The following is a 12,867-nucleotide window of genomic DNA, read 5'->3' as shown; positions in this document are numbered from 1 at the left end:
TGGAAACACTCTGGCGCAACCGGATTACGGGACAGTCTTGCTCAACCCCTGAGTCATTGCCGTTCTTGGGGCTTTGGCAATCTGTCCGGAACGGACACGTTTGGCCGGGAACGGAGCGGGATTTGGAGCGCCCCGATTCCGGCAGCGAGCCAACTGAAACGCTTTGTCAAAGCTTGCGAAATCTCGCCGCCAGGATCGAGCCGCTTTGGGGTGGGAAACTGCAACCTTGGCCGCGCTTGGTTCCGCTGGACCCAACGATCACCTCAGACTTGGACCTGCGCGACTATGAGCAGGCTTTGATTCAGGCGCTGCCGCATGTGGAAACGCTCAGCCACAATCCACGAGGTCATCTGACGATTGAGGAAATTCGGGAGGAAGTGGGGCGTGCGCGACGGGTCTCCCATCGCGCCGTGGCGACGCTCGCCGCCCACTCGGAGGATTGGCAAACCCGGACCTTCCTTGGGGTTCGCCCCAGGCGCATTCTTGCGGAATCAAGGCGAGACCAATGGGACATTTATGAAAACCGCGCCGTAGCTACTCTCCGCAAACGGATTTTGGGCGTCCTCCATCCACGACTCCAGAAATTACAGCAAATCTTGCAGGCCCTGGATGAAGCAAGTGAACATTCGGAGGCAGCACAAGGCACGCGCTTCCGTCGAGACCGGCTTTTCATTTTATGGGGTGAGGCTTTTTCAAGCCATCCGAGCCGCGACCGTCTCGCCCAACTCATTCATGACCTGGAAACCGCCCGCGCGCGCCTGCTGGCACTGGCCGATACGTTTCTCTTCAAGCAGATGCCGCACTTCGCCGCGGTCGAGAGTCCATTGCATTCAACGAACGTCTTTCAAAGTGATGCCCACTATCGCCAGGCTTTTCATTTGTGGCACATGTGGGAACGCGTGGCCTCGGTTAAGCCGCCTACCCCTGCCGAGCGCGCCGCAAATCGAAGGCGGGCGTGTTCGGATTGGAATCTATTCACGGTGTTGCTGACCATCCGCGCGTGCCGGCAACTCGGACTGATTCCGACCGAAAACACGAATCAACCCATTGCGCTCGGAAAGCGAATAAGCTTGGCCCGCCAGTGGACGCTGCTGGTCCAGAACGATTACTCACTTCTTTTGGAATGCCACGGAAAACCACAATTGCATATCGTTGGGTTATACACCTGCTGGCGAGCGCAATCTGAAAAACAGGTCGATGTTGCCTTCCAGACTTTCCTCGAAATGAAAAAACAAAGCCATCCAGTGTTGATCGTGAGCGTGGATGATTCTGGTGCTACTGCCGCTGACTGGTCGGATCCAGTGGTGGAAAAGTTCAAACGACTTCGGTCCTCGGCCTTGTTTTCGGACAACATGGTTTGGGTGGAAGTATCGCCCCTGAAAATTGACTCCACCGAATTGGTGGCGCGTATCATTCGCTGGGTGATCGCTGAACTGGATTGGCCAAGTCTTCCGGTCCGCGTGCCAATGAACGGCTGGGCAGACGTGTGGCACGAATTGTCACACCGCCACGGCATCCACATGGTGGAACAGGATTTTCTATTTTCCGTGCCGCCCGATGACTCCTTGATCGCAGAAGCGCAAATGCGGGCTACCAGAGCAAAGCGCCAATTGGAACAAACCTATTCCGCACGGGAAAATCTTAAGCGGGAGGAGCACCGTGTTCGGGATAACCGTCGTTTGCTTGCCGCTGTAAACCTTCAAAAAAAGGAGATTAACGCACAGGAGCAAAAAGAAGAAGCAACCCTCAGGGTTGTAAGCGGGATTTTTGAGCGCCTTGTTAATGTGCGCGACCGACTCCAGGTCCTCCAATCTTGTCCATGCTGCCAATCAACTTCCGTGGACCAGCAGGAAGACGCCGCCATGATGACCTGCCGGGACTGTGATTCCGAATGGGGCCGTCGAAAATGCGGTGATTGTCACCGGGATTATGCTTTTATAATTCCACACGATTCGGCCGCGATTGCCACGCCAGAGAAGTTTGACCCCGTGCACATGTTCGGCGCGGACATGTGCGCGCCTTTGTTACCGCCCACCTCAGCTCCGTTTCTGGCCCGGATCCCTGAATGCCCGCACTGCAAAAAAATGCTCGCAGCAGATTGAGGTTTCGATCCACCGCGCCGCCAGATTATCACAGGACCCGGACCAGGCCGCTCCACCCGAAAATTCTCCCCTTCGGATTTTCGTCCTGTCCGGGCAGCCGGCAGACCAGATTGCCGAACCGAAAACGGGCACTGAAACGGGCATCAAAACGGGCACTAAAGGTGTTCGCTCTTGTTGCAAATTGTTGGTGTCCGTCACGCTTTGTTCGCTTGATTCAATCACCGGAAAGTGATAATCTCCTTACCAGTGCAGCATTTAGAGAAGTGACCGCTGCTGAATGGTTTAGGCGGGTTTCGGAACAGCTCCCCTCGCTGGGCGATTCCGACCCTCGCCTCCTGCGGCCAACAACCCCGCATCGGGGAGTTTCCCTCTTACACGTCGCGCGCTATCCATCTATCCGGCCCGGCGTTTCCTCGCGACTGGTAAGACTCGCAGCGCTCTCAGCTCGGATCCCAACATCATATTGGTCGGCGGAGTGCGCGGCTGAAATCCAGAAAATGAGCTGTTTCGCCAGAAAACAGGTAATTTGCCGCAACACCCTTGTTTATGGGCGTCGCCGCCATCAAATTCAAAAACGGAGACATGGAAGCGATGGGTAAGAACCTCGGTGGCGCGGTTTGCCTGTTTCTCGTGCCAAAAATAATCGAGGTCATACTCGCATGGGCGGCTCAGTGAGATCGCGGCAGGATGCAATTGCGAGAGCCCCGGACAGCCGGGGCTTTTTTGTTGTCGAAAGGTTGGAGGAGATTACGATTGCAGCCGCTGGTCTAAGAGTTAATCGCCAAACGAACGCGCATGAATAAACCCGCCTGCCAAGTCGTGACCTATGATTTCAATGGGCTTTTGGCCGTCCTCACGGGCACACGCGCCAAGGCTTGGAAATCTCAGAACGGGCCTGATACGAGATGCGGCGTGGACTACTATTACGCGCACAGCAACGGCAAGGAGGCCTACATCAACATCGACCAGGGACATTTCACGGTCAGTGTGGACGGCGAGACCGTCTTTTCCGGCGATCCCACGGACGACCCGAAGCTCAAGCGATTTGTCTCCGAACAATAAGTCGGCTCTTCGCGAAAGCCGAGACGGACGGCCTTATACTGGGGCATGCTGGATTACGAGCGGATCAACCGTCTTTCCGGGGTTTGTCTCGATGAAGAAATTCCCATCGCCTGGATAGACAACCACGTCATCGTTGCTCAGGACATGTCGTTGGCGGTCGGGTTGCGGGTGCAGTATCCGGACACCCTCTTTGTTTCGAGCGCGCAGGCGGATGAACTGCACAACGCTTTCAGCAGCATGCTCAACCAGTTGGCCGTGATGGGCGACACAGAAACCCGGCTCCAGTTCATCACCATCTGCCACAATCAATACGGCAAATTGCTGGATGACTACTTGTCGACGACGCCCAAAGGCAATCCCCTGCTGGCGCAGTTCAAGCAGGACATCGGCCAGCACTACCAGGAGAAAGTCGCCACCAACCAGTTGCGCCGGTACGCCTGCTACCTCTTCGTCGGCGTCGAGCCGATCGTGGAATTCTCCGAGCGCATCAAGCGGCATCGCAAATTGAGTCCCAAGGAAAACTGGTTGAGTCGCGTGACCCATTTCCTGCGCGACAGCCTTGAACTCTCGATGGCCGAGGCTGCGAACCTGACGGAGGAAGAGTGGAACACCGCCGTCAACCTGCTCTCCAAACAGGCGCAGCAGGCTCAGGCCATCCTGAAGGCCGCTGGCATCGAGTCGAGACTCCTGCCCTCCGAAGACATCGTCGAGACGCTTTACTGGTGGTACAACCCGAAGTCGTACTCACAAGGCGTGCGGCCGCCGCCTTACGCTCCGATTGAACCGAAGCCGGCCACATCCTATTTCGTCCATGGCCAGATGGAAGTGAACCCGCGGCAGGGTTGGATTCAAATGGACGGCCTTTACCGGCGGATTTTGTTTCTTCACGAGCCGCCCACACAGTTGCAGTTTGGCATGTTGCTGCCGCAGATGCTGGCGCCGGGTTTTGTCTCTGGCGCATTCAGCGTGGAGGCGCGCAGCAGCGACATTGGCAGGCGGCTGCGCCGGCTCAAAAATCGGCGCCTTCAGGTGCTGGGCCGCGTGGAGAAACAACCCGAGCTGCGCCGAACGTTGGAAGAGATTGAAGCGGAAATTGACGAACTAGCCACGGGCAAGGACCGCCCTTGGACCGCCGCACACTCAATTCATCTCTGGGCCGCCGACCTGGATGCGCTCAATAATCTGGTGCTGGAACAGCGCCAATTCGGGCAGCAGAACGAGGGCATGACCTGGATCCACGAGACCACGCCGATTGCCCCGTATTTTCTCAAGACCACCCCGGGATACTTGAGCGACAAGGATCGCTACCGCGATCACGCCTATTCTTCGAGCCAGGTTGGCGACCTTGCTGCCCGCACTGTATTTGCCCGACGGAACCGAAGCCCCACCTTCGTGCCTATTCCATACGAGACATGGCACAATGTACAATTTTGCGCCCCATGACTTCACTAATCTGAACAACTTCAATATGATGATCGCGGGGTCATCGGGTTCGGGCAAATCCGTAGCGACCAACCTGATTCTTTTGCAGAAAATGGCTGGTGGCGCGCGCTGCGTCGGCATCGACATTGGCGGCTCTTACTACAAGCTCTGCCACGTCCTGGGCGGCAATTATCTCACGATGGATTTGGACAACGACCGCAACCGGATGAACTTCCTCTATGCGCCGCCCGGCAGCATTCCCGGCGAAGAGGAGATCATTCAAAACGCGCTGCTCGTCGAGCGCATGGTGATCGAAAACGACCAGGACCAACTCCCCAAGGAAGACCGGATGCTGCTCACCGAGTGCATCCGCCAGGCGTATCAGGCCAAGGTGGCGCGCGGCGAGGAAGTCATATTGAGCGATGTACAAAAGATTCTCGCCAACCAGAGTTCACCCAACGCCAAGTCGCTGGGCAACCGGCTGCGCATTTGGTGCAAAGGCGGCAGCTATGGAAATCTCTTTGACGGAACCAGCATGGTGACGGCGAGGAATCCCTTCACCGTGTTCGACTTCACCCGGCGCAAAGACGACCGCGACGTCGGTCCCGTGACGATGATGGTCGCGATCCGCTTCGCCCAGACCATGACGCGCGAGTTTGCCGCCCAGGACAAAATCTTCTTCATCGACGAAGGCTGGAACCTGATGTCCTCACCCATCTGCGCGAAATTCCTTGAAGAGGCCGCGCGCACGTACCGCAAATACGGCATCGCCCTCATGTTCATCTCGCAAGGCATTACGGAATGGGGCAGCTTGAAAAACAGCGAGGCCATTCGCGATTCGATCAGCACGTTTTTCCTGTTCAAGTTATCCACCAACGTGGCTGAGGAAACCGTCCGTTACATTCAAGGGCACGAAGGCGATCTGCTGGCGATGCGCCTCGTGACCGAACCCGGACAGTTCTCCCAATGCTACATGATCCAGCGGCGCACGCAGGGGACGCGGCGCTTGATTCTTGAACTGACAATGCCGCCCCTGCTTTATGCGACCACCACTACGCGGCCGGCTGACAAACTCGAGTTCGAAAAGCTAGTGGGCTCGGGCCTGACGCTCACCGATGCACTCATCGAATTCGCCAAGCGTTACCCCAAAGGAGTCAAAGCTTGAACCGGATCGCGAACCGATAATCACGCTGCCGCCAAATGCACTGCCGGATCATCCCCTACAATCGCAAGATCAATGCGCCAATCCGCTTTCTCTATTACCTGGAGGTGTTCGACCTGTTCGTGATCATGGTCATCGGTTTTCTCGGTCCGCTGGGCATCTCCAGTTTCATGCCTGTCAACATCCCGATTTGGCACATCGCCCTGTGGCTCGTGGCGCTGACGATGACACTCATTCTGATCAAAATCGGCCGCGCCCCCGGCTTCATCCAGCATTGGCTGACGCAAGTATTCCGGCCGCGGTCCTACCACCCCGGTAAACGCCGGCAGTCCCATTTCCTGATCATCGAGGCGGTCTATCGCGGCGAAGTCGAATCGGCCAAAAATCCGGAGCAACCATTCTCGCCCGAAGAGTTGGAGCAAATCCGGGCCAACGTGTGCCGTCTCCGCCAGAACCGGAGGGAAGCCGATCTGCTGTCGTCGAACCTCCAGTTCTGAACCAAACACAATTCGGTGCATGATGGCGCGTCCAACTGCAACGGCAGCAACCCCGCTTTGGCAAGCCGCGCCAAAGCGGATGACCAACTGACTCTCTTCGTCGCGGAACCGGCGCCGTTTCCCGAAAGGCAATATCGTCAACTGACCGACGGCGGTCCGCCCTTTCAAGAGTTCACAGGGTCGCTGGCCGGCAAACGCGCGACCCAGCAAAAGGAATGCTGGTTTCCGTTCCATTGCCCGGCGGACTGGAATCGTGTGCTGGTGGTCGCCCACCATCCTTCCTTCCATGAAATGCGCAAAATGGAGAAGCACCCCGGCGAGTTTGTCGGAGTGATGACCGGCGAAGCCTACACACTGCTGACCGCGCACGTCCTGCAGAAGCTCGGGCTGAACTGGCGTCGTTGCATGCACGCCAATCTGGTGCCGTGGTATGTCCCGCCCAAGACCCGCGTTAATCTCGGGCAGGAGCGGTACGGGTTCCAGTTCATCGAGCGCTTGATTCAGGACCACAAGCCCCAGCTCATCATCAGTTTTGGCGCCAACGTGGTGACGCATCTGGCCGGACATCTCGATGGCGCTACCGTCACGGAGTTGCAGGGCCAGCTTATCCCGCTCGATCAGTATCAGAGCTATCTCATCTGCGCCACGCAGCCAGTCAGTCTGCTGGGCAACCCGGAGTGGATCAAATCCTGGGAACGGACGCTGCGCGGTGCCCTCAAGAACTGGTTCAACCAAACCAACGACACCAAGCCCGATCCACCGAGCCACTGCCTCGACAGCCTGGACGAACTTCAAAAGCATCTGCAGGAAATCCAGGATGATCGCGAGGAAGTGTTCTCGCTGGATACCGAATTCGTCGGGCACGACATCACCGATTATCAGATTCTCGACATCATCCTGGCCACCCGCAGCCGGACGCTCAACATTCGCGTCCGTGAAGGCCGGCACGAGCCGGTGCTGCGCAATCCGTACGATCTGCCGGATGACAAGGGCACGGTTTACATTTTTCCAAGCGAGGAAGCGTTCAAACAATGGACGCCGCCTGGCCACACTTTCCGCGCTTACATCGATGACGTGCGTTGGGTTTTCCAAGGGAGCCAAAAAGAGCTGGCCGAGATTCTGAAACAATACCTGCGCCGGCCGGAGATCAAGATTGTCGGGCACGCTTTGAAGGTGGACGTGCTGCAGATGCTCCTGTTCGGCGTGGACCTGCGCGACCGTATGCACATTTGCACCTACGATCTGGCGAAGGTGCTCGACGAAGGCCAGCCGCAGGGGTTGGACGATCTCATCAAAGTTTACCTCGGCAAAGAAGACCATAAAGCCGAAGTGGCCCGCTACCGGGAAACGCGCGGGATCACAGAAGGCAGTTACGGGCTCGTGCCGCCGGAGATTCGGCTGCCGTACGGTTGCAAAGACGGTCGCCGCACGTTCGAACTCGTCCCGGTGATGCTGGAGGACATGAAACAACAGGACGAAGACCTCAAGCGCCGCGAGCCGGAAACCTACACCAAGGGCTGGACCCTGGAACACGCTTACTTCGAGGTGAAACGCAAACAGATGGGGGCGCTGATCGAGATGGAACTGGTGGGACATCCGTTCAGTCTCAAACGGCTCTCCGAAAACATTGAGTGGTACGACAGCCGGCTCGAAATACTGCTGGCCGATACCGTGGCGTACATCAAGACCCGCGTCACCACGTCGGAAGTGAACCCGGCCTCGGCTGCGCAACTGCGTCAAATCCTGTTCAACCAACCGCCCCAGGGCATCGGCTTGTATCCGATGTTCACCACCGAGAAGCCAGCCCGTGAATGGATGCGGGCCGTCCGTGAAATACTTTTCAGGGCAACGGCCGAGCCGCTGCTCAAGTCGAGCGTCAAATTGGAGCGCGCGGACCAGACGAAAGTGCAATCCCTGCTGGATTGGATCCACCAACAACACGGCAGCGCGGTGTTCGACCTCAACGATGCCGCGACCAGAAAGCGGCTCGGCAGTGGTGAGTGCCCGTTTCCTTTGCAGATTCCCGAGCGCGATTACCCGGTCCTTACCGCCTCCACAAACCAGGAGACGCTGGAGATGCTGGCAACTGCCGATCCTCTGTGCGAAAAACTGAACGACTGCCGTTCGATCGCCACGCTGGCCAACAATTACTGCCGCAAGGACGGTTCCTGGGGCACGAGTCGCGTCAAAGAATTCCTCGAAGCCCTGGAAGCTGAAGGTGACGCCGACCGCGACCAGCTTGAGTTGTTCGGCGCGGGCGAGGTGGATCGGAAGAAGGCGCAGGACGCCAAAGTCGTGGGCAAACGCCAGAAGGCGATTTCCATGGCGGTCAACCGGGAGAAGTCCATTCTGTTCACCACCTATTGGGGATCACTGGAAACGCATCGGCTCAGAACTTCGCCCAACGTGAGCGCCATCCCGAAAGGCGAGGAGGAATATGTCTCAAAAATAATCGGCGAAGCTCCGCCGCATTCGATTCGCGGGCTCGAAATGGCACCGCGCGGCTGGTTCATGGTGGAGTTGGACTACGCTGCGGCGGAGGTGCAGCGCTTGGCGCAGGTTTCCGGCGATCCGAACATGACCGAGATCATGAACGATCCGCAGCGCGACCCGCATGCGTCGCTGGCCCGCGCCAAGGACCCGGAACATCTGGGCCAATTGAGTGATGCCGAAATCAAGAAGCACCACAAGACCGCCCGCGACGAAGCCAAACCGTTCACCTTCGGCATCCCCTATCAACGCGGAAATGAAGCGATGGCGCGCAGCCTGAATCGCGAGGCCGTCCGTGCCAAACAACCCGTCATTCACACGGCGGAAAACGTGTCGCACATCAAGGACGCCTACCGGGAGCTTTACCGTGTTGCCTGGGACTATCTGGAAGCGCAGATGAACCGGGTGATAGCCCAGGAGGTCGGGTCCACCGGCCGCACCTATTTCACCCACAAGGGCGTCTATGGCTACCAGGTGAGTCCCGCTGGATTTCGCCGCCGCTATCTCGACCCCGCACTGGTGCGCGCCATCCTCAGCCAGGAAAACCGCTGGGACAGCGAACTCTTGCGTGGCTTGAAGGACATGCGCCGTGAAGCTTCCAACTGGCAGATTCAACACGGCGTGGCTATTTACATCATGGAGGCCTGCGCCAACTGGGTCGAGTTCCGCCAGCGCAATCCCAACGTGCCGATTCTCTTGATTGACATCCTGCATGATTCCCTGCGCTACCTCGTGCACTGGTCGGTCGTGGGTCTTGCGCAGGAGTTGCTGCCGCGCATCATGCTGGAGATTCCCTCCAACCAACGGCCCAGATTGCGCGTCGAAATGAAGTTTACCTGCGAGTGGAACGGACCGGAGGTGAATGAATTCGTTCCGCATCCCGATCAGCCGGACATCGAAATCCCGGGGCTCAAACACTTGGGGCTGGATGGCTGGAACAAAGTGAAACCGTGATCAGCCCATCGAAAGATCCGGCGACGTTGAGTCGCGCACTGGTAGTGGCGACTCTGCTTGCCAGAGTGGGAAACGCTCGCCATTGCGGAGGATCTCAACCTGGTTCGGAGCGATCTCGACCCAGAACAATTCATTGCGCGCTTCCATGACATCAGGCAGGTCCAGCAATCGGACCGCTTCGGGAGGAACAGGAACCCGCGTCATTCGCCAAGTGTCATGCACCTGGTGAAGCCCCAAGACGTCCCCATCACTCATACGGCCCCAGAGGGCATAAACTCCGGGAGCCGATTGAATGTGTTGCTCGGCAGCCGAACGGACGGCGAGCCGATCAAAAGACATTTTCATCCGCCCCAAACGCGGCGGAAGCAAATCGCCGGCAGCCACGGCCTGCGATGGCAAGCCCGGCACGTGCCCCGGAAACGTGTCGACCTCAAGCATAACTGTTCGCAAAACGCATGATCGTCTAAATCCATTGTAACGCTTTGAAAGGCGTCTCCTGGCCTCCGCTTCACCTATAATGTTATGGGCCGATGACGGATTGATTGATTTCGCGTCTGAACCGCGAAGCGAATGCCAAAATGGATCAGGTCGAGAAACTACTGGAACTCTACAAACAGACTCAAACGCCCTCCGAGCGCGGCGTCCTGCTGGAAACCGTGCGCATCAGCAGCCCAGATGGTTTCTCGCGTCTAGAGAAAAGGATTCTGAGGGAACGAGTCCGCGGGATGACGATGGAGCAGCTTGTGCAAGTGATCGCCTCCCATCGCGATCTCTCACTCGAACAAGCCGAAGAACTGTTGCGCGACACAATTTTCCAGAACCTGCTTGATCGATCCAAACTCAGCCCCGTTGCTCCCTCATTGGTGGACCGGCAAATCACCTTCGCCTCTCGTAGCAACCCAAGCCGCACCGCAGTCGGCAGAACCCAGCAGCAACGGCGGCCGTGGAGTCCAAGTAGTCATTTTGAAAGATCCCAACCAAAGTGAGGAGGTTCCGGCCGCTGTTGGAGAGATTTCGGAGACCAACCAAGACCGCACCTCGTCTGCGCCGCCGAAGTCAGTTACGCCCTTGCCGCAGCTGACGCCGCGTGGAATTGGAGGGTGATGCCAATCTCCCACGGCCGGCACCCCAACAAGGAAACGAATGAAGTTGAAGATGCCAGCCTGCCTTGGGGCGGCTGCGGAACTGGAACGTTTTTTCGGTCCCGACGGTCCAATCGTGACGCGGTTTGGCGGGCGTGCTCGCTGGAGCCAGACGGAAATGGCTTTGACGTTCAACAAAGCCATCCACGAGCAAAAATCCATGCTCATCGAGGCACCGACCGGAACGGGCAAGACACTGGCCTATCTCATCCCGATCGCGCTGTATCTGCGAAGCACGCCCAAGCAGCGTTTTGTGATCGCCGTTGCCTCTAAACACCTGCAAGCCCAGATCGAGCGTGACATGGCGCGCTTCGCCGGGGAGTTCCCCGAGTTGAAGGAAAGCGCCATCCTCAAAGGCGCCAACAATTATCTGTGCCTGAACCGGCTCAAACGAGCCGCTCTCCGATCTCAGCACAGGGGCGAAGCCGACTTGCACCAGTTGTTGGACAACTTCGACCGCCTGGAAAAGCTGGCCCACGGATGGCGCGAGGAATTGCCGATCAAAATCTCGGACTCCGCCTGGGCTCAGATCAATGGGGAAGGAAACTGCTGCAAATCTTCACACGGCTGTTACCGCCGACAGGCTCGCAAGCTGGCCGAGCAAGCCCGGATCGTGGTGGTGAACACGGATTTGCTCGGCTATAACCTGAAGCACACCGGCAAACCGGTGCCCGGCGAGACCGAACAACCCAAGCCCATTCTTGTTCTCGACGAGGCACACATCCTATTGAGCCGGATGACGGAAGTGGAGAGCGCCGACGTTTCAATGCGGGCGCTTGAGGGCGCGGTGAACATGCTGGGACGCGACACTTTTGATCGAACGCACCTGCGAACTCGCCTGGATCTCGTATCCCAACGATTGCAACGCATCCGGCGCTCGCTTGCTGAGGGGCCGGAAGGACAACAAATCGTCAAGCCTGACGATCCGTGCGGCCTTGCCTGCACGGAAGTGGCATCCGCCATCCGGGAAATCAAGGCAATGGCGGCGTTTCTGCGCAAAGAAGCGCCCACCGACGAAGCCGCTCAAGACTACCGGGAAGTTGAAAGCCGTCTGGGTTTTTCCGAAAACGCGCTTCGCTCATACTTGGGACATCAGCTCCCCAACTACGTCATGCTCCTGACCCGGACACCCGGAATCCATGGCCAAACCGCGATCAACCTCGAGCTCAAACCATTCGATCTGCACGACGTCCTGACCGGCCTGTGGAGCCATTTCCAGCAAACCACACTCATTTCGGCGACCCTGATCGGCACTTCCATTCCGGAAACGAAGAAGACTTTCAGCGCTCCCGACTGGCACACGGCAAATTTTCCGTCGCCCTTCGATTACCGCAAGCAGATGCGCGTGTTCCTGCCGCCGCGCGACAGAGGCATCAGCGACCCGCCGGCGATAAGCGCAGAGATCGAACGGATTGCAAACCTCACTGACGGTCGCGTCATGGCGCTTTTCACCAATTACAAGCAACTGCAGGAAACGGAATTGTTGCTGAAAGATTGGTGCCGGCGCGAAGGCTACCAGCTGCTCGCGCAGGAGCGAAACACCAGTCCCGAGGCACTCGTGGAGAAATTCAATCGTGATCCGCGGTCCATCATATTGGGCAATCACGCGATGGGCACCGGAGTGGATATTCGCATCCGCGCGCTGATCATCACCAAGATTCCCTTCGACCAGCAAACGCCCTACCGCGAGGCGCGCCAGGAATATCTGAAAAGCAAAAAGCTCAACCCGTTCCGGGACGACACGCTCCCGGAAACGATCCGCCGCTGGAAACAATGGTGGGGGCGGCTCATCCGGGAAGAGAACCAGAAAGGTATTCTCGTCCTGCTGGACCCGAAACTTCTCACCGCCAGCTACGCCAGCTATTTCATTCGCAGTCTGCCCGGCGGCATCAAGGCGACTCATCTCGACGATCCCGACCATCCGTTGCCGACTCGCGAGCAATATTCGCAGTGGACAAGCGAAATCCAGGTCAGCACGCACAAAACGGAGCTGGCGATTGGAATAAATGTTGCTTAAAAACAGCGGAAAAATGGCC

General features: G+C 57.8%; 9 protein-coding genes. 8 read left to right on the top strand and 1 reads right to left on the bottom strand.

Annotated features, from left to right (window positions below):
* The first annotated feature begins 122 nt into the window (after nucleotides 1-122).
* The 6 genes from IPH59_08860 to IPH59_08835 all read left to right on the top strand — a co-directional run bounded on the left by IPH59_08860 (nucleotide 123) and on the right by IPH59_08835 (nucleotide 9,689).
* Complete coding sequence (locus IPH59_08860; protein ID MBK7091817.1) at nucleotides 123-2,102, top strand: hypothetical protein; 1,980 nt, start codon at nucleotides 123-125, stop codon at nucleotides 2,100-2,102.
* 912 nt (nucleotides 2,103-3,014) lie between these two features.
* Nucleotides 3,015-3,164 (top strand): hypothetical protein, encoded by a 150-nt coding sequence (locus IPH59_08855; protein MBK7091816.1) that lies wholly within the window; start codon nucleotides 3,015-3,017, stop codon nucleotides 3,162-3,164.
* Nucleotides 3,165-3,209: 45 nt separating this feature from the next.
* A complete protein-coding gene (locus tag IPH59_08850) occupies nucleotides 3,210-4,607 on the top strand; it encodes a hypothetical protein (protein ID MBK7091815.1) in 1,398 nt (465 codons plus the stop codon).
* Nucleotides 4,585-5,751: an ATP-binding protein gene (locus IPH59_08845; GenBank protein MBK7091814.1), complete on the top strand. Its 1,167-nt coding sequence runs from the start codon at nucleotides 4,585-4,587 to the stop codon at nucleotides 5,749-5,751. The genes IPH59_08850 and IPH59_08845 overlap by 23 nt, the downstream gene beginning before the upstream one ends.
* Before the next feature lie 35 nt (nucleotides 5,752-5,786).
* Entirely contained in the window at nucleotides 5,787-6,245 is a 459-nt protein-coding gene (locus tag IPH59_08840) for a hypothetical protein (protein ID MBK7091813.1), read from the top strand.
* Nucleotides 6,246-6,302: 57 nt separating this feature from the next.
* Complete coding sequence (locus tag IPH59_08835) at nucleotides 6,303-9,689, top strand: hypothetical protein (protein ID MBK7091812.1); 3,387 nt, start codon at nucleotides 6,303-6,305, stop codon at nucleotides 9,687-9,689.
* Here IPH59_08835 and IPH59_08830 read toward each other — a convergent pair whose 3' ends face one another.
* Complete coding sequence (locus IPH59_08830; GenBank protein ID MBK7091811.1) at nucleotides 9,690-10,139, bottom strand: hypothetical protein; 450 nt, start codon at nucleotides 10,137-10,139, stop codon at nucleotides 9,690-9,692.
* 92 nt (nucleotides 10,140-10,231) lie between these two features.
* Between IPH59_08830 and IPH59_08825 the strand changes: the two genes are divergently transcribed.
* The gene (locus IPH59_08825; protein MBK7091810.1) at nucleotides 10,232-10,675 is read left to right on the top strand and encodes a hypothetical protein; all 444 of its coding nucleotides are present in this window, start codon (nucleotides 10,232-10,234) and stop codon (nucleotides 10,673-10,675) included.
* A gap of 157 nt (nucleotides 10,676-10,832) precedes the next feature.
* On the top strand, nucleotides 10,833-12,848 hold the full coding sequence (locus IPH59_08820) for an ATP-dependent DNA helicase (GenBank protein ID MBK7091809.1): 2,016 nt from the start codon (nucleotides 10,833-10,835) through the stop codon (nucleotides 12,846-12,848).
* The last annotated feature ends 19 nt before the right edge of the window (nucleotides 12,849-12,867 follow it).

The sequence above is a fragment of the bacterium genome (assembly GCA_016708315.1).
GTDB lineage: Bacteria > Zixibacteria > MSB-5A5 > CAIYYT01 > CAIYYT01 > JADJGC01.
Note: the sequence above shows the minus strand (reverse complement) of the source record. Positions and strands in the feature narration are given on the sequence as shown.